Below are 17,062 nucleotides of genomic sequence, written 5' to 3'. Positions count from 1 at the left end.
TACGATCCAATTTCGTGGCGACAAAACAGACCGATTGGGGAGTGCTGCTGGACGTGTCCGGACCGGGCGCACGGCACGAGCAGCTGGTCCGAGCCCTGCGCACGGCGATCCGCAACGGTGTCGTCCCCCCGGACGCGGCGCTGCCACCCAGCCGCAAGTTGGCCGAGGACCTGGGTTGTTCGCGGTGGGTCGTCACCCAGGCGTACGCGCAGCTCGTCGCCGAGGGGTACCTGGTCGGCCGCAGCGGCTCGGCCACCAGGGTGCGCTGGGCGGGCACCAGCGGGAACGTGCGACCGCCGAGCCCGGCGCCGCCGACACCGAAGTACGACCTGGCGCCCGGTCTGCCGGACCTGCGCGCGTTCCCGCGGCAACGCTGGGCCGACATGCTCAGGCACGTCCTGACCACGGCACCGCACACGGACTTCGGCCTGCCGCCGCCCGGCGGACATCCCCGGCTGCGGGCCGTGCTCGCCGAGTACCTGCGGCGGGTCCGGGGCGCGGTCACCGAGGACGTGGCGATCTGCACCAGCGTCACCGACGGCGTACATCGGATCGCACGCACCCTCAAAGCCAAGGGCGTCACGACCATCGCCGTGGAGGAGCCCGGTTGGACGCGTGTCTGGCGTGCCGCCGAGAGCGCGGGACTGCGTGTGGTGACGGTCCCGGTTGACGATGACGGCCTACGTGTCGACCTCATCCCGGTCGGGGCCAAAGCCGTCGTCGTGACGCCGGCCCACCAGTTCCCGTCAGGCGTGGTCCTCACTCCGGGGCGCCGCGCGGAGCTGCTGACGTGGGCCAGGAAGACGGGCGGCCTGATCCTCGAGGACGACTACGACGCCGAGTTCCGCTACGACCGCCGGCCGGTCGGCACGGTACAGGGGATGGATCCGAAACGGGTCGTGCTGCTGGGCTCGGTCAGCAAGACGCTCAGCCCGGCGGTGGGCGTCGGCTGGTGCGTTGTCCCTCCACAGTGGACACACAAGGTATTGGCGGCCAACCCCACCGCGCCCGCGCCGCCCGTCCTGGACCAGCTGGCCCTGGCCGAGTTCATCGAGCGCGGCGGCTACGACCGGCATCTGCGAGCGGCCCGGCTGCGGTACCGCGCCCGGCGGGACAGGTTGCTGGCGGCATTGGGCGACGCCAAGGTCTCAGGCGCCGCCGCCGGCCTGCATCTGGTGCTGCACGTGGACCAGGACGCGGCGGCACTGGTCCGGAGGGCGGCGGCGAACGGCCTGAAGGTCGGCAACCTGGACGACTACCGGGCCGGCGTTGGCGAACCGGCGCTTGTGCTCGGCTACGGCAACCTCGCTGACAACGCAGTCGCCGACGCGGTCAGGGCTCTTCGGGCCGCGGGATATCGAAGTAGTTGACGAACCCGGCGGCGAACGGGATGTCGCCCTTCACCTTGATCCGTCCCCGGAGGAACAGCAGCGGCGCGGCGGTGATCCCGGTGCTGACCCGCAGGAAGTCGGTGGGCGCGAGCGTGACGGTCGCCCGCGGATCACGGTCCTGGACGATCCCGGACGTGCATCGTCCGTCGGCGATGACGGTCTGATACCGGTCGTAGCCGCCGTTCTCGCATCCGCCGGTGAACCGCCAGTGCAGCACCGCGTCCAGACCTGCGGCCCGCTCAGAATGCAGGTGTTTGCTCATCCGCGCGAAGATCTCGTTGAGCACGACCCCTCTCAGGTCCGTGTGCTCCATGAGCGCGTCAAGCTGCGCGGCGGACGCCATGGCGATGATGCCGACGAACGTCTCCGTACGCAGCGCGGACAGTTCGATCCCGGTGCCTGCCTTGCCCAGCATGTCCAGGGTCTCGATCAGCCGGACGAACTGGGCTTCGTCCAGTTTGGTCACGTCGATCGAGCGCGCGAACCCGTCGAAGCCCCCCAGCGCCGCCGGCATGGCCGCGCGGCGGCGCCGGAACCTCAAGGCTTCGGCAGGTCGAAGAGGCTGAGCAGGCCGGCGGCGAAGGCCAGATCGCCACGGACCTTGAGCTTGCCGGTCATGAACAGGACGGGCGCGGAGGCGTTCGACGTGACGAGTTTGAGGAAGTCCTGCGGCGGCATGGTGATCGTGACCCGCGCGTCGCTGGTCTTCTCCTTGGTAACCACGCACGTGCCCTTGGAGATAACCGTTTCGTACCGGTCGTATCCGTCCTCGTCCGCGCCACCGGAGAACCGCCAGTGCACCACGGCATTGACATTGGCCGCCTTGTCGACGCGCAGGTGCGTCTGCATCCGGCGGAAGATCTCGCCCAGGATCAGGTCACGCAGGTCCTGGTGCAGGAGGACCTTTTCGAGCTGGTCCTTGGCCGCGCCCGAGATCAGCCGGGCGAACGTCTGCGGCCCCATCTTGGTCACGTCCACCGCGGCCCCGGACAGCCGTTGCATCCCGGCGATCAGCCGCACGAACTCGTCGCCCTTGAGCTTGGCCGGGTCGATCTGCCGCGCGATGGCGTCGATGTCGACGTCCTGCAACGCCGCGTCCGCCGGGTCGAGCTGCTCGACGAGTTGGACCAGCTCACTGGGGCTAAGTTGGCCGATGGCCTCGACGCTGAGGTCAGGCATGAACAACCTCCTCTTACCTACTCACCAGTAAGACTACGTTCGAGTAGATACGATGACAACCTGAACCCTCGGAGGTGGGTGTGAGCGTTGAGGACCGGCGGGTGAAACGCCTGCCGCGTGAGGTCCGCGAGAAGCAGATCCTGGACGCGGCGGTGCAGGTGTTCTCCGAACACGGGTATCACAACGCCTCCATGGACGAGGTGTCCGAAGTCGCCGGTGTCTCCAAACCGATGATCTACGCGTACCTCGGCTCCAAAGAAGACCTCTTCGCGGCCTGTATCCGGCGCGAGGCCAACCTGCTGATGGAGGCCATCGTCGGCGGCGTCGACCAGAACCAGCCGGCCGACATGCAGCTGTGGATGGGCCTGCGGTCGTTCTTCGAGTTCGTCGCGGCGAACAAGCCGAGCTGGCGGGTCCTGCACCGGCAGGCGATCTCCCAGGGCGGCCCGTTCAGCGAGGAACTCGTGGCCATGCGCTCCCGGGCGATCAACCTGGTCGACGCCCTGCTGTTCCGGTCGGCGACCCGGCACGGCGTCGAGGAGCAGCACGCCACCAAGAGCACCGAGGCGATGGCCGCCGCCCTGGTCGGCGGCGGCGAGTCGATGGCCGACTGGTGGCTGGACCACCCGGAGGTGCCGACCAGGGTGGTCGCCTCCTGGCTGATGAACCTGGTCTGGATGGGCTTCGGCGACCTGGTCGAAGGCACCGTCTGGCAGCCAACGCCCTAGGTGATCACCCCGGACAGGTGCGGCTTGCCGGACTTGGCGTCGAACAGTTCGAAGTGCCGCCCGTCCTCCTCGACCGAGGCGTGGAAGCCGACCTTGGCGGGCAGCAGGACGGGCAGCTTGAACCGGACGTCTACGGTGTACACATCCGGCAGCCGCCCTTCGAAGGCGGCCAGGCACCGGGCCTTCGTCCACATGCCGTGCGCGATCGCGCGCGGGAAGCCGAAGAGCTTGGCCGTCAACGCATGGGTGTGGATCGGGTTGCGGTCACCGGCGACGTCGGCGTAGCGGCGGCCGATGTCGTCGGGCACGTACCAGATCGCGCTGGGCTGCCGGGTGACGACTTCCCGGTCGCCGCCGCCGGAGCCGCCACTGCGCCGCAGGTACGTGCTGACACCCTCCCACAGCACCGGGCCGTCGTCGGCCGACGACGCCTGGATCACCATGTCGAACTGCTTGCCTTTCGGGTGGTCACGCAGGTTCTCCACGTGCACCCGCAGGGACAGCGGGGTGTCCGCGCGCAACGGCTGGTGCTGGGTGATCCGGTTGGCGATGTGCACCGAGCCGACCAGCGGGAACGGGAAGTCGCCGTCGGTCATCAGCTTGACCTGCAACGGAAAGCTGAGAACGTGCGGGTACGTGACGGGCAGCTGGTCGGTCAGCCGGAACCCGCAGACCTTGGCGTACGCGGCCAGGTGCTCGGGATCGACCACCTGCGACCGACTGTACACAGTGGACGGCAGGGCGCCGCCGCGCCGGGTGAAGCCGGTCAGCACCGCCTTGCCGAACAGCACGGTCAGGTTGGGCGTGGAGTCAAGGACAGGCATGGTCACGCTCCCAGCAGGCTCTGGCCGCAGACCCGGACCACGTTGCCGTTCACCGCGCCGGACGCCGGGCTGGCGTACCAGGCGATGGTCTCGGCCACGTCCACCGGCAGCCCGCCCTGGGACATGCTGTTCATCCGCCGGCCGGCCTCCCGGATGAACAACGGGACGGCGGCGGTCATCTTGGTCTCGATGAAGCCGGGCGCGACCGCGTTGATGGTCCCGCCGTGCGCGGCCAGCAGCGGCGCGTAACTGTTGACCATGCCGATCACGCCGGCCTTGCTGGTGCCGTAGTTGGTCTGGCCGACGTTGCCGGCGATGCCCGCGATCGACGACACGCCGATGATCCGCCCGCCGGCGCGCAGGCCGGACACGAGCAGCGCGTCGTTGATCCGCAGCTGGCTGGCGAGGTTCACGGCGAGCACGGCGTCCCAGTGCGCGTCGGTCATCTTCGCGAGCGTCTTGTCCCTGGTGATGCCGGCGTTGTGCACCACGATGTCGACTCCGCCGTGCCGCTGGGTCAGGTGGGACACCAGCTTGGTGGGCGCGTCCGGCGCGGTGATGTCGAGCTGCAGCGTCGAGCCGCCGACCCGATTGGCCACTTCGGACAGTTCGCCGCCCTGCGCCGGCACGTCCAGCGCCACGACGTGCGCGCCGTCCCGGGCCAGCACTTCGGCGATCGACGCGCCGATGCCCCGGGACGCCCCGGTGACCAGGGCGACCTTGCCGGCGAGCGGCGCCAGCCAGTTCTCCGGCCGCGGTGACGTGCCCTGGCCGATCCGGATCACCTGGGCGTCGACGTACGCGGACTTGCCGGACAGCAGGAACCGCAGGGTGGACTCGATGTCGTCGGCGCCGGGCTCGACGTAGACGAGCTGGACCGTGGCGCCGCGCTTGAGCTCCTTGCCGACCGACCGGGTGAAGCCCTCCAGCGCGCGCTGGGGGATCGACTCCTTGCTCCCGTCGGGCGTCGTCCCGAGGACTACGACGCGCCCGTTGGTGGCGATGCCACGGATCCGTGGGTGGAAGAAGTCGTACAGCTCGCGTAGCCGGTCGACGGTGTCGATGCCGGTCGCGTCGAACACCAACGCGCCCGGTCGCTCAACGTTGTCGCCGACTTCGATGCCCGCGCTGGCCAGCACTTTCCGTACTGTGTCCTCCAACCGGCCGCCCTTGGCCGCACCGACGACAGCCGGTCCGGGCAGCGGCGGCTGGTCCGGCCGGTACCGGCGAAGCGGTACCGGATTGGGCAACCCGAGCCTGCTGACCAGGAACTTTCCCGGGCCGGTTCGAGCGAACCGCTGGTAGCGATCGGTCATGTGTCGCCTCCCTACTCGCGGTAATACTACTTACGAGTAGGTTAGGATGGCCAGTACGACCCGAACCGTGGGAGGGCGAAGATGGCTCCGAGAGGCTTGAAGCGCGTCGCGATCATCGGTGGGAACCGCATCCCGTTCGCCCGGTCGAACGGGCCGTACGCGACCGCCTCCAACCAGGACATGTTCACCGCCGCGCTGGATGGCCTGGTCAGCCGCTTCGGCCTGCAGGGCGAGCGGCTCGGCGAGGTCGCCGCGGGCGCCGTGCTCAAGCACAGCCGCGACTTCAACCTGGCCAGGGAGTCGGTGCTGGGCAGCAGGTTGTCCGCGGAAACGCCGGCCTACGACATCCAGCAGGCGTGCGGCACGGGCCTGCAGGCGGTCATCCAGGTGGCGAACAAGGTCGCGCTCGGCCAGATCGACGCCGGGGTCGCCGGCGGGGTGGACACCACGAGCGACGCGCCCATCGGCGTGCACGAGGACCTCCGCGCGATTCTGTTGCGCCTCAACCGGACCAAGAGCCTCGGCGGTCGCCTGCGGCTGCTCACGAGGCTCCGGCCGAGCCACATCATCCCGGACATCCCGCGCAACGCCGAGCCGCGGACCGGCCTGTCCATGGGCGAGCACGCCGCCATCACGGCCAAGGAGTGGGGAATCGAGCGCGCCGAGCAGGACGAGTTGGCGGCGCTGTCCCACCAGCACCTGGCCGCCGCCTACGACCGCGGCTTCTTCGACGACCTGGTCACGTCCTATCTGGGGCTGAGCCGGGACCAGAACCTCCGGGCGGACTCGACGGTCGAGAAGCTCGCGAAGCTCAAGCCCGTCTTCGGCGACACCATGACCGCGGCCAACTCGACGCCGTTGACGGACGGCGCGTCGACCGTGCTGCTCGCGAACGACCAGTGGGCCAAGGCGCGGCGGCTGCCTGTGTTGGCGTACCTGACTTTCTCCGAGACCGCCGCGGTCGACTACGTCCACGGCGGCGAGGGGCTGCTGATGGCGCCCGCGTACGCCGTGCCGCGGATGCTCGCCCGTGCGGGACTGACATTGCAGGACTTCGACTTCTACGAGATCCACGAGGCGTTCGCGTCCCAGGTGCTGGCCACGTTGAAGGCCTGGCAGGACTCGGCGTTCGCGAAGGAGCGCCTCGGCCTGGACGAGCCGCTCGGCGCGATCGACCGGAGCAAGCTGAACGTGAACGGCTCCTCGCTCGCGGCGGGGCACCCGTTCGCGGCCACCGGCGGCCGGATCGTGGCGACCCTGGCGAAGTTGCTGAACGAGCGTGGTTCGGGCCGTGGGCTGATTTCCATCTGCGCTGCTGGCGGCCAGGGTGTCACGGCCATCCTGGAGAAATAGGGTCGTATAGCACTCTCTAGCTCTGGAGCTAGAGAGTGCGGGCAAGGCCGACACGCCGTAGCCGTGTATCGGCGAATATCGGGTTCTCACTAGAGAGGTCGATACCTTTCGATGATGGATCCGGTACGGAACCCTTTCGCGCCTGGAGCTGGGCAACGTCCGCCCGAGCTGGCCGGCCGGGACAAGGAGCTGGCCGCCTTCGAGGTCGTTCTGGAACGGGTCGCGCGCGGCCGTCCCGAACGCAGCCTGGTGCTGACCGGGCTACGTGGCGTGGGCAAGACCGTGCTGCTCGGCGAACTGCGGTCGATGGCGGTCAAGCGCGGTTGGGGCGCGGGGAAGGTGGAGGCGCGACCGGACGCGGACCTGCGTAGGCCGCTGTCCGCCGCACTGCACAGGGCAGTACGCGATCTCGCGGTCCGACACCGCGCGCCGGAACGGGTGGAGTCGGTCCTTGCCGTGCTCAAGGCGTTCGCGCTCCGCGCCGCGCCGGACGGGGCGAAACTCCGGGAACGGTGGCAGCCGGGCATCGACGTGCCGGCGGCACAGGGCCGGGCCGACTCCGGGGACATCGAGATCGACCTGGTCGAGCTGTTCACCGACGTCGCCGAGCTGGCCCAGGACGTGGGGACCGGTGTCGCCCTGCTCATCGACGAGATGCAGGACCTGCTCCCGGACGACATCTCCGCGATGTGCGCGGCGTGCCACGAGTTATCCCAGTCAGGGGCGCCGCTAGTCGTGGTCGGGGCCGGGTTGCCGCATCTGCCGGCTGTGCTGTCGGCGAGCAAGTCGTACTCGGAGCGGTTGTTCCGGTACGTCCGGATCGACCGGTTGGACAAGGAGGACGCCCAGCAGGCGGTCCTCGCCCCGGTCGCCCGCGAGGACGCGGACATCACCAGCGACGCGCTGGAGGCACTGTTCGAGGCGTCCGGCGGCTACCCGTACTTCATCCAGGCGTACGGCAAGGCGGCGTGGGACGCGGCGCCGAGCGACCCGATCACGGTGGAAGACGTCGGCGTGGCCGCGCCCGAGGCCGAGTCCGAGCTCGCGGTCGGCTTCTTCGGGTCGCGGTACGAACGGGCGACGCCGGCCGAGCGGGAGTACCTGCGGGCGATCGCCGAGCTGACCGAGGGCCGGGACGAGGGGGTCAGCACCGCGGACATCGCGGTCTTCCTGGGCCGCAAGCCGTCATCGCTGTCGCCGGCACGGGACAGCCTGATCAAGAAGGGCCTGGTGTACTCCGCCGAGCGGGGGCGGATCGCGTTCACCGTGCCGCACTTCGGGCGCTTCCTGCTGGGCCGCGACGAGTGAAGTCTAAGCACGTCTAGGACTGCGGGTATACAGTCAGATAAGAGGACATGTCCGGTAGATGGACTCGATGACCAATGAATCATCGGCGTGTGCCTGACATCACCGGATAATCGGGTGCATCCCACCAGCGGATGGCGCATAATAGGTACAGACAGAACAGAGTGCAACCCGAGGGGATGCTGGACCTGATGAAGATCACCGCCAAGATCCGTGCCCGCCGCGCCGAGGCTCGCACCCGGCGGGCAGTGAACCGAGCCATCGACATGGCAGCGACGCCAGCGATGAAGCACGAGCTGATGATGATCGCGCAGCAGCAGTCGTTCATGCGCTGAGCGTCACCAGCTACTCACCTAAAGCTAACTAGATTCACTCGAAAGAGTGACGTGGAACACATCACGTATGTCGGTAACAACATGGTTCCGACTGGCGATGTTCCAGATGACCCCGAGATGCTGGCGGACCCCCGACCTGGCAGCACCTTGGGGTCTTCCAAGGTCTCAGGTCGACCCTGCTCGGCGCCTCGCGCCTTCGCCGGGTCGACCTTGTTTATTTGGGGGGACGACCCCAAGCCCCCCGGCAGTTCCGGGCGCCCACGCTCGGTGCTCCGCACCCTCGCCGGGTCGCCCGTCACCGTTTGAGGGACGACCCCTGCGGCTGGGCTTCACCCGGTCCTGTGACCTCGTTCGCCTCTCTAGGCTGGCTCTTATGGGGACTACAGCCCTGGCACTGGATATCGGCGGCACCAAGATCGCCGCCGCGGTGGTTGACGATCATGGCGAGGTCATCCACCAGGCCGCGCGAGCCACACCTCTCTACGACGTGGACCACGCCTGGCAGGCCGTTCTCGATGCGGCCACCGAAGCGTTGGACGGCCGAAAGGTCGATGGCATCGGCATCGCTTGTGCCGGCCCGATCGACACGGTCGCCGGCACCGTCAGCCCCATCAATGTCGGCTGCTGGCGTGAGTTCCCGCTGGTCGCGCGGCTGCGCCAGGTTTTTCCGGACGTCCAGGTGGAGTTGGCGGGCGACGGGATCTGCATGGCGTTGGGCGAGCACTGGATGGGCGCGGGCCGGGATGCCGACTTCCTGGTCGGGCTGGTCGTGTCGACCGGGGTTGGCGGTGGGCTCGTGTTGCACGGCCGCCCGTACGGCGGGCGGACCGGAAACGCCGGGCATATCGGTCATGTCGTTGTCGAGCCGGACGGTGTTCCGTGCAGCTGCGGCGGGCGTGGCTGTGTGGAGACCATCGCGGGCGGCCCGCATCTGGTTCGGTGGGCGCGCCGGCAGGGTTGGCCGGCGCCGGACAACGCCGACGCGGCCCATCTCGCGGCCGCCGCTCTCGCCGGGGACGACATCGCGTTGGCCGCCTTCGACCGGGCAGGCCGGGCTGTCGGGCTGGCGATCGCCGCGACCGCGGCCCTCTGCGACCTCGATCTCGCGGTGGTCGGCGGTGGTGTCGCCCAGGCCGGCGACATCCTGCTCGAACCGGTCCGCCGGGCGCTCAACGACCACGCGCGGCTTTCCTACGTCCGGGATCTTCGCGTCGCGCAGGCCGAACTTTCCGGGCGGGCCGGCCTGGTGGGGGCAGCGGCCCTGGTCATCCGGACCGGATAGAGTTATCTTGACTCCGTCAACGAACTAGTTGAGGTAGTCAATGATTCCTGCAGCCCACGTCAGCGCGGTCCGCAAGTTCAACCGCTGCTACACCAAGATCCTCGGCATGCTCGCCGAAGGCCTGGTCGACACCCCGTACTCGCTGACCGAGGCGAGGGTGCTGTTCGAGCTCAACCAACGGGACGATCTTGAGGTCACCGCACTCAGGCGGGACCTGGACCTGGACGCCGGCTATCTGAGCCGGCTGCTGGCCAGGTTCGAGACCGACGGCCTGATCGTCCGGGACCGTGCGAAGACCGACGCGCGCCGACAGGTCATCAGCTTGACCGAGGCCGGCCGGACCGCCGCGAAGATGCTGGACGACCGGGCGAGCGAACAGGTCCAGAACCTGTTGGCACAACTGAGCGAAGACGACCAACGCCAACTCGTGGACGCCATGGACGTCATCCGCGAACGGCTTGACCGCACGCCGAAGGACAGCACGGTCGTGCTCCGCCCGCCTCGCCCCGGCGACTTCGGCTGGGTGATCGAACGCAACGGCGCGATCTACGCCCAGGAGTACGGCTGGGGCGTCGAATACGAGGCATTGGTCGCGCGCATCGTCGCGGACTATGCGGCGGACAACGACCCGACGCGGGAAGCCGCGTGGATCGCGGAGGTCAACGGCGAACGCGTCGGATGCGTGTTCTGTGTCCGCAAGGACGATGCCACGGCGAAGCTTCGGTTGTTGCTCGTCGAACCGAGTGCGCGCGGCTTGGGGGTCGGCGGCCGGCTGGTCGACGAGTGCGTGCGGTTCGCCACTTCGATCGGCTACCGAACAATTGAACTCTGGACGAACAGCGTTCTCAGCGCGGCCAGGCGGATTTATACCTCGCGGGGTTTCACGGTGGTGAAATCCGAGCCGCACCACGGCTTCGAGCCCGACCTGGTGGCCGAGACCTGGGCCCTTGACCTGGGGCGGCAACGAGCCAAATAGATGCCATGTGGGTGAATTGTTGAGCGGCGACTTCAATAAAAGCACCCAGGTGCGGGAAAACACACTCGAACGCAGCATCGACTGGCGGCGCGATCAGTGGTTTGGTAGTCCTCTGGGAAATTCGCTGTTTCAAGGAGGGCTGGCGTGCCTGGTCGCGCCCTGATGGGCTCGGTGCTGCTCGCCGCGGCGGGAACGGTCACGGTGGGACTGCTCGCGGGACTGAGTGCCGGCGATGATCAATGGGACTTACCCATGTCCCCGATCAATCGTCCGGTCGACATCCCGCTTGATCACCCCGACCTGTGCGCGGATCTAGGCGCTGACCAGATTTCGTTGGGATGTCGGTTGATGGCCGAATCGGGGACCGCGGAAATCGTGGTGATCCCACAGTTCGACGAGTCGCTTCGGGACGGGTACGGCCCGGTCGTCAACGGCACGACCAACCGCTGGATCGGGATCAGCCGTTTTCCGGCCATCCAGATCGCGGCCCCCGGCAACGACGGGTACGCGACGTGTCGGATCGCGCTCGACGTCGCCCCCACCGAGGTGCTGCTCGTGGTGTACCGCCGTGAGGCCGCCGATCCGAAACTGCCGCCGTGCGCGCCGGCCCGTGACTTCGCGAACCGGGCCATCAGGTCCCTGGAGTCGGCGAAACAGTAACGCCCGCCTCTGTCCGCAGTGGACAGAGACAGGCGCGACCGGTCGTGATCAGTGCACGGCGACTTCCTTGAGCCGGCTGTCCCCCTCGTCCGCGTGGAAGTCCGCGTCCCGAGTCTTGTCGATGCCGTTGGCCACCTTGCGGGCCCGCAGAATCCACGTCACGACCGCGGCGACGACGAGGTTTCCGATCAGGGCAACAAAGCCGACGAAGATCTGGACGGTCGATCCCGGGAACGGATGCCAGCCGAACAGGCTCAGGTCCTTCAACGGCAACGCGGAACCACCGAAATGCGCGTGGTTCGTCGCCGGGTTCGGAATGACCCACAACATCGCGAATCCCCACGCCATCCCGGCCACCCAGCCGGCGACCAGGCCCCAGATATGGAACCACCTGGTGTACAACGAGATCGCCACGGCCGGCAGAGTCTGCAGAATGATGACGCCACCGATCAGCTGCAGGTCGATCGAGTACTGCGGGTCGAGCAGGACGATGAACAGCACCGCGCCGAACTTCACCACCAGCGAGGCCAGCTTGGCCTGCTTGGCTTCCTGTGCCGGGGTGGCCCGCTTGCTGATGAACTCCTTGTAGATGTTGCGGGTCCACAGGTTCGCCGCGGCGATCGACATGATCGCGGCGGGCACCAGGGCCCCGATGCCGATGGCGGCGAACGCGATGCCCGCGAACCACGGCGGGAACTGGGTGTTGAACAGGTTCGGGATGATCGTGTTCGTGTCCGCCCGGCCGGTCGCCTGGTTGACGATCGGGGTCGTCGCGGCCCCGATGGCCACGAATCCCAGCATGGCGAGCAGGCCAAGCAGAAAAGAGTACGCCGGCAGGGCCACCATGTTCCGTTTGATCACATTGCGGCCCCTGGACGCGAACACACCCGTGATCGAGTGCGGGTAGAGGAACAGCGCGAGTGCGGAGCCGAGCGCCAGGGTGGCGTACTGCAACTGGTTGTTGCCGTTGAGCAGAACGCCGTCGTTCGGGTTCGGCGTGGCGTTGAACTTCTTGTCGGCCAGGTCGAAGATGTGGCCCCAGCCGCCGAGTTTCGCCGGCAGGTACAGCACCGCGACCAGGATCACCAGGTAGATCAGGATGTCCTTGACGAACGCGATCAGCGCGGGCGCCCGCAGGCCGGACTGGTAGGTGTAAACCGCCAGCACGACGAACGCGACGAACAGCGGCAGGTGGCCGAGGATGCCTGACCCGTTGATGCCCATCGTGCGCAGCACGGACTCGAGGCCGACCAGCTGCAACGCGATGTACGGCATGGTGGCCACGATGCCGGTGATCGCGACCAGCAGCGCCAGCGTCGGCGAACCGTAGCGGCCGCGGACGTAGTCAGCGGGCGTCACGTATCCGTGCACCCGCGACACCGACCACATCCGCAGCAGCGGCAGGAACACGATCGGGTACGCGATCACGGTGTACGGCAACGCGAAGTACCCGGTCGCGCCGGCGCCGAACACCAGCGCGGGCACGGCGACGAACGTGTACGCGGTGTAGAGGTCGCCGCCGATCAGGAACCACGTGATCCACGAACCGAACTTGCGCCCGCCCAGGCCCCACTCGTCCAGGTGGTCCAGGGTGTTGCCGGCCTTCCACCGCGCGGCCCAGAAGCCCATCGCGGTCACGGCGAGGAACAGGATCAGGAAGATGACGAACTGGGTCCACTGCATCACTTGTCCTGCCCTTCGTCCCGCCGGTCCTTGGTCTTCACGAACACCACGGCGACACAGACGACGCCGACGATCACGAAGGCCAGCTGTGACCAGTAGAAGAACGGCATGCCCAGCAGGGCCGGGCCGCGGAAGTTCGTCAGTGGGGTGATCAGGATGGCCAGCGGAACGAGCAGCAGCAGGTTCCAGTTGCTCCACCGCAGGCCGGATCCGGCCCTACCACCTGGAGAATCATCAGACATCGGCGTCCTCACAACCCCTCGCAGACCGGTCCAGATCGTGCTCGCCGGATGGTAAGCGGCCGGGGGCACACCGTTACAGCGGCGGTAGCCGAATCGTGACTTTTCGTCATGGAAGCTGGCATTTGGCCAGACCGGTACCGTCACGTCATGCGGATCGCGTGGGGGTTGGCCGTCTGCGCTGCCCTGCTGGCCGTCACCGGCTGCGATGCCGCGTCTTCCGGATCATCCGCCGGTGACGGCGCATCGACTCGAACATCATCCGGACGGGTCACCCTGCCCTCGAATATGTACGCGGAGCATCCGCCGTCTCCCGGTCAGTGCCTCGACACCGGGCACGCCGCGGTGGTCGCCTGCACCGAGCCGCACGACGCCGAGGTGATTAACGTCGGCAAGCTGACCGCCACGTCGATGCCGGACGAGACCACCGCCAGCACGATGACCATGCCTGTGTGCCGCGACCACATGACCGACTACCTCGGCGGCCCGGACGCCGACAGCACGAACCTGGTCGCGATGCCGCTCTGGCCGAACGACGAGGAGTGGCGCCAGGGCCAGCGGTGGCTGCTCTGCACCGTCGCCGAGGTCGGGATGGACGAGAAACCGTTGACACGTACCGGTTCCCTGGAGGGCGCGCTGCGCGGCGGCGACCAACTCCGGTTCCAGACGTGCTCGGTGTCCTCACCGTCCCGCGACGCACGGCTGCAGCGGGGCCGGTGCGACGCCCCGCATCTCGGTGAGGCGCTGCCGGGCGTGATCAGGCTGGGCGACTCGGCCGGCCCGATGCCGTCCAGCGACGCCGTCACCAAGCTGGCGCAGCAGCGGTGCCCGGTGATTCTCCGGAGGTACCTGGGCGGCCAGACCCAGGAGGTGCTGCCCGCGTGGCGGGTGCCGAACGCCGAGTCGTGGTCGCGCGGATACACGAACATTGTCTGTTATGCCGAAGCCATCCGGCCGGTGTCGGTGCGGCTGCGCAATCTGGGGCCGCTGAAACTGCCGTCCTAGACGACGGTGAGTACGCGGGGCAGCCCGTCGTGCTGGGGAACGACGGGCTCCTCCACGCTCGCCTTCTCTTCTCCGCCTGACCGGTCGGTCACCAGGACCATCACCAAAGCGGCCAAGGCGAGCACCATCATCGCGATACCCGCGCTGATCATGGCTGCATCACCTTTTGTCATCTCGGGTCCGGGCTCTTCGTGTCCCGGATCACTACCTCTATATGACGTACGGCAAGGGTCCTCGTTTCACCTGTCTGTGGACAACTGAGTTTCGACATGGTGACGAACGGGTGTCGTCCCCAGGCTGTGCACAGTTCTGTCCACAGGTTGTGGACAACTTGGGGCAATCGCAGGCCCGGGGCTGTGCATCAACCGTCACAGTGTTCACACCCGCCACAAACCCTGTGGACAAAGCCAGCGGCCCCGGGCAGTGCACCCGGGGCCGCTGGCAGATGACATCCGTCCGGTGTCACCCAAGACGCTGCTTCAGCGCCTCCAGTTCGTCACGCAGCGAAGTCGGGAGCTTGTCGCCGATCTTGTCGAACCACTCGTCGACCAACGGCAGCTCGGCCCGCCACTCGTCCGCGTCGACCCGCAGCGCCGCCTCGATGTCCTCGCGCGGCGCGTCCAGGCCCGCGAGGTCCAGGTCGTCGATGGACGGCACCCACCCGATGGGCGTCTCCTGCGCGGCCGCCTTGCCCTCGATCCGCTCGATGGCCCACTTCAGCACGCGCGAGTTCTCGCCGAACCCCGGCCACAGGAAGCCCCCCGGGTGCGGGTGTCCCGCATCAGACACTGTCTCGCCGCGGCGGAACCAGTTGACGTAGAAGATCTTCGGCAGCTTGGCGGCGTCGGCCCGCTTGCCCGTGGCGATCCAGTGGGCGAAGTAGTCACCCGCGTGGTAGCCGATGAACGGCAGCATCGCCATCGGGTCCCGGCGCACCACACCGACCTTGCCCTTGGCCGCCGCGGTCGTCTCGCTGGACAGCGTGGCGCCCATGAACGTGCCGTGGTTCCAGTCCCGCGACTCGACCACCAGCGGGATGGTGTCCTTGCGCCGGCCGCCGAAGAAGATCGCCGAGATCGGCACCCCCTTCGGGTCGTCCCACTCCGGCGCCAGGATCGGGCACTGCGACATCGGCGTGCAGTACCGCGAGTTCGGGTGCGCCGACGGCTCGTCCGACTCGGGCGTCCAGTCCCGCTTCTTCCACGACGTCAGGTGCGCGGGCGGCTCGCCCATGCCCTCCCACCAGATGTCACCGTTGTCGGTCAGGGCGACGTTGGTGAACACGGTGTTGCCGCGCTCGATCGTGCGCATCGCGTTCGGGTTGGTGTGCCAGTCGGTTCCCGGTGCCACACCGAAGAAACCGGCCTCCGGGTTCACCGCGTACAGCTGACCGTCGGCACCGAAACGCATCCACGCGATGTCGTCGCCGAGCGTCTCCACCCGCCAGCCCGGGATGGTCGGCTCCAGCATGGCGAGGTTCGTCTTGCCGCAGGCGCTGGGGAACGCGGCGGCGACGTAGTAGACCTTGTCCTCCGGCGAGATCAGCTTGAGGATCAGCATGTGCTCGGCCAGCCAGCCCTGGTCGCGGCCCATCACCGACGCGATCCGCAGCGAGTAGCACTTCTTGCCCAGCAAGGCGTTTCCGCCGTAGCCGGAGCCGTAGCTCCAGATCTCGCGGGTCTCCGGGAAGTGCGAGATGAACTTGGTCTCGTTGGCCGGCCACGGCACGTCCTGCTGCCCGTCCGCCAGGGGCGCGCCCACGGAGTGCAGGCAGGGCACGAAGTCCGCGTCGGCACCGAACTTGGCCAACGCCTTCGAACCCATGCGCGTCATGACCCGCATGGACACGACGACATACTCCGAGTCGGTGATCTCCACGCCCAGCATGGGTTTCTCGGCTTCGAGCGGGCCCATGCAGAACGGGATGACGTACATCGTGCGGCCACGCATCGAGCCCCGGTAGAGCTCGGTCATGGTGGCCTTCATCTCGGCCGGGTCGGTCCAGTTGTTGGTCGGCCCGGCGTCCTCCGGGTCGACCGAACAGATGAAGGTGCGTTCTTCGACCCTGGCGACGTCGCCGGGATCCGAGGCCGCCCAGAACGAGTTGGGCTTCTGCTTGAGCGGAGTGAACGTGCCTGCGTCGACCAGCTTCGCGGTCAGCCGGCCCCACTCCTCGTCCGAACCGTCGGCCCACACCACGCGGTCAGGCGTGGTCAGCTCAGCGACCTCGTGCACCCACGCCAACAGCCGCCGGTGCGTCGTCGGTGCGGAATCCAGACCTGGAATGGCCAATGCGGTCATCTCGCCTCGTCTCCTGACTGGAGGCGCAAAGCCCGCGACGGACGCCGTTGTCCGACAGCGGGGACTTCGGCGTCCTCACCAATGGCTCTCGCCCACCCATCCGCGCTGACGAGGTGGGCGGTGCCGTGAAAAGGGATGAGGCGAGGTTAACCAGCTGGACGGCAGTTAAACGACAGTTGACGTGTGGGTTGCCTCACCGGACCGATAAGGGGATCGATTCAGTACACGAATGCCCACGTGGTCTTTCCCACACGACCACGGTGGGTCAGGAAGATTTCCGGCAGCCCTTATCGGTTCAGGGAATCGTTCCAGTACCTGACCTGGGCGGACAGTGGTCTGCGCCACAATTCCGCGCAGGCCCCGGAATAGGACTAGACCAATTACGGAATGGCGCAGCCGGTTCCGCCGAAAACGCGAAACCCCGTGAGTCCGGTTGGGCCCACGGGGATTCGGCAAGCGTTCCATCGCGGCGGTGTCCGCCCGCG

The 17,062-nt window shown here is 67.8% G+C and carries 17 protein-coding genes; 9 read left to right on the top strand and 8 right to left on the bottom strand.

Annotated elements, in window-relative coordinates; all coding sequences use genetic code 11:
- Positions 1-14 precede the first annotated feature (14 nt).
- Entirely contained in the window at positions 15-1,370 is a 1,356-nt protein-coding gene (gene pdxR, locus EV192_RS02725) for a MocR-like pyridoxine biosynthesis transcription factor PdxR (protein WP_243726593.1), read from the top strand.
- Here pdxR and EV192_RS02720 read toward each other — a convergent pair.
- Positions 1,333-1,932 (bottom strand): SCP2 sterol-binding domain-containing protein, encoded by a 600-nt coding sequence (locus EV192_RS02720; RefSeq protein ID WP_243726592.1) that lies wholly within the window; start codon positions 1,930-1,932, stop codon positions 1,333-1,335. The genes pdxR and EV192_RS02720 overlap by 38 nt on opposite strands.
- Entirely contained in the window at positions 1,929-2,570 is a 642-nt protein-coding gene (locus EV192_RS02715) for an SCP2 sterol-binding domain-containing protein (protein WP_132110727.1), read from the bottom strand. Before EV192_RS02715 ends, EV192_RS02720 begins: the two co-directional genes overlap by 4 nt.
- Positions 2,571-2,650: 80 nt before the next feature.
- Between EV192_RS02715 and EV192_RS02710 the strand changes: the two genes are divergently transcribed.
- Positions 2,651-3,298: a TetR/AcrR family transcriptional regulator gene (locus EV192_RS02710; protein WP_132110725.1), complete on the top strand. Its 648-nt coding sequence runs from the start codon at positions 2,651-2,653 to the stop codon at positions 3,296-3,298.
- On the opposite strand, the gene EV192_RS02705 is transcribed toward EV192_RS02710, so the two are convergent.
- Positions 3,295-4,128 (bottom strand): MaoC family dehydratase, encoded by an 834-nt coding sequence (locus EV192_RS02705; RefSeq protein WP_132110723.1) that lies wholly within the window; start codon positions 4,126-4,128, stop codon positions 3,295-3,297. The two genes, EV192_RS02710 and EV192_RS02705, sit on opposite strands and share 4 nt — an antisense overlap.
- Entirely contained in the window at positions 4,125-5,438 is a 1,314-nt protein-coding gene (locus EV192_RS02700) for a 3-oxoacyl-ACP reductase (RefSeq protein ID WP_132110721.1), read from the bottom strand. Before EV192_RS02700 ends, EV192_RS02705 begins: the two co-directional genes overlap by 4 nt.
- 81 nt (positions 5,439-5,519) lie before the next feature.
- Here EV192_RS02700 and EV192_RS02695 point away from each other — a divergent pair, with 81 nt between their 5' ends.
- The 6 genes from EV192_RS02695 (at position 5,520) to EV192_RS02675 (ending at position 11,349) form a co-directional block, all read left to right on the top strand.
- Entirely contained in the window at positions 5,520-6,791 is a 1,272-nt protein-coding gene (locus EV192_RS02695; RefSeq protein WP_132110719.1) for an acetyl-CoA C-acetyltransferase, read from the top strand.
- A 114-nt stretch (positions 6,792-6,905) separates the two neighbouring features.
- Positions 6,906-8,099, top strand: a complete 1,194-nt coding sequence (locus tag EV192_RS02690; protein ID WP_132110717.1) for an AAA family ATPase — start codon at positions 6,906-6,908, stop codon at positions 8,097-8,099.
- 188 nt (positions 8,100-8,287) lie between these two features.
- Positions 8,288-8,431, top strand: coding sequence for a hypothetical protein (locus EV192_RS53605; RefSeq protein WP_165960146.1), 144 nt, complete (start codon positions 8,288-8,290; stop codon positions 8,429-8,431).
- 373 nt (positions 8,432-8,804) lie between these two features.
- A complete protein-coding gene (locus EV192_RS02685) occupies positions 8,805-9,713 on the top strand; it encodes an ROK family protein (RefSeq protein ID WP_132110715.1) in 909 nt (302 codons plus the stop codon).
- Between the two features lie 40 nt (positions 9,714-9,753).
- Entirely contained in the window at positions 9,754-10,689 is a 936-nt protein-coding gene (locus tag EV192_RS02680) for a bifunctional helix-turn-helix transcriptional regulator/GNAT family N-acetyltransferase (RefSeq protein ID WP_132110713.1), read from the top strand.
- Between the two features lie 144 nt (positions 10,690-10,833).
- On the top strand, positions 10,834-11,349 hold the full coding sequence (locus tag EV192_RS02675; protein WP_132110711.1) for a DUF3558 domain-containing protein: 516 nt from the start codon (positions 10,834-10,836) through the stop codon (positions 11,347-11,349).
- Positions 11,350-11,397: 48 nt separating this feature from the next.
- Here EV192_RS02675 and mctP read toward each other — a convergent pair whose 3' ends face one another.
- Entirely contained in the window at positions 11,398-13,032 is a 1,635-nt protein-coding gene (mctP, locus tag EV192_RS02670; protein WP_132110709.1) for a monocarboxylate uptake permease MctP, read from the bottom strand.
- On the bottom strand, positions 13,032-13,274 hold the full coding sequence (locus tag EV192_RS02665; protein ID WP_132110707.1) for a DUF3311 domain-containing protein: 243 nt from the start codon (positions 13,272-13,274) through the stop codon (positions 13,032-13,034). The genes mctP and EV192_RS02665 overlap by 1 nt, the downstream gene beginning before the upstream one ends.
- A 147-nt stretch (positions 13,275-13,421) precedes the next feature.
- On the opposite strand from EV192_RS02665, the gene EV192_RS02660 reads away from it, so the two are divergent.
- Entirely contained in the window at positions 13,422-14,276 is an 855-nt protein-coding gene (locus tag EV192_RS02660) for a septum formation family protein (protein WP_165960183.1), read from the top strand.
- Here EV192_RS02660 and EV192_RS53600 read toward each other — a convergent pair.
- Positions 14,273-14,428: a hypothetical protein gene (locus EV192_RS53600; protein WP_165960182.1), complete on the bottom strand. Its 156-nt coding sequence runs from the start codon at positions 14,426-14,428 to the stop codon at positions 14,273-14,275. The two genes, EV192_RS02660 and EV192_RS53600, sit on opposite strands and share 4 nt — an antisense overlap.
- A 310-nt stretch (positions 14,429-14,738) precedes the next feature.
- Complete coding sequence (locus tag EV192_RS02655) at positions 14,739-16,577, bottom strand: phosphoenolpyruvate carboxykinase (GTP) (protein WP_132110703.1); 1,839 nt, start codon at positions 16,575-16,577, stop codon at positions 14,739-14,741.
- Positions 16,578-17,062 lie beyond the last annotated feature (485 nt).

This window comes from Actinocrispum wychmicini (genome assembly GCF_004345645.1).
Taxonomy (GTDB): Bacteria; Actinomycetota; Actinomycetes; order Mycobacteriales; family Pseudonocardiaceae; genus Kibdelosporangium; species Kibdelosporangium wychmicini.
This window is presented reverse-complemented; position numbering and strand designations above follow the sequence as displayed.

Bases quoted from the DNA above. Each gene is read 5' to 3' on its own strand.
- EV192_RS02655 (WP_132110703.1), bottom strand. From the start codon at position 16,577: ATGACCGCATTGGCCATTCCAGGTCTGGATTCCGCACCGACGACGCAC.
- EV192_RS53600 (WP_165960182.1), bottom strand. From the start codon at position 14,428: ATGATCAGCGCGGGTATCGCGATGATGGTGCTCGCCTTGGCCGCTTTG.
- EV192_RS02700 (WP_132110721.1), bottom strand. From the start codon at position 5,438: ATGACCGATCGCTACCAGCGGTTCGCTCGAACCGGCCCGGGAAAGTTC.
- EV192_RS02685 (WP_132110715.1), top strand. From the start codon at position 8,805: ATGGGGACTACAGCCCTGGCACTGGATATCGGCGGCACCAAGATCGCC.
- EV192_RS02665 (WP_132110707.1), bottom strand. From the start codon at position 13,274: ATGTCTGATGATTCTCCAGGTGGTAGGGCCGGATCCGGCCTGCGGTGG.
- EV192_RS02715 (WP_132110727.1), bottom strand. From the start codon at position 2,570: ATGCCTGACCTCAGCGTCGAGGCCATCGGCCAACTTAGCCCCAGTGAG.
- EV192_RS02660 (WP_165960183.1), top strand. From the start codon at position 13,422: ATGCGGATCGCGTGGGGGTTGGCCGTCTGCGCTGCCCTGCTGGCCGTC.
- EV192_RS53605 (WP_165960146.1), top strand. From the start codon at position 8,288: ATGAAGATCACCGCCAAGATCCGTGCCCGCCGCGCCGAGGCTCGCACC.
- EV192_RS02680 (WP_132110713.1), top strand. From the start codon at position 9,754: ATGATTCCTGCAGCCCACGTCAGCGCGGTCCGCAAGTTCAACCGCTGC.
- EV192_RS02695 (WP_132110719.1), top strand. From the start codon at position 5,520: ATGGCTCCGAGAGGCTTGAAGCGCGTCGCGATCATCGGTGGGAACCGC.
- EV192_RS02690 (WP_132110717.1), top strand. From the start codon at position 6,906: ATGGATCCGGTACGGAACCCTTTCGCGCCTGGAGCTGGGCAACGTCCG.
- mctP (WP_132110709.1), bottom strand. From the start codon at position 13,032: ATGCAGTGGACCCAGTTCGTCATCTTCCTGATCCTGTTCCTCGCCGTG.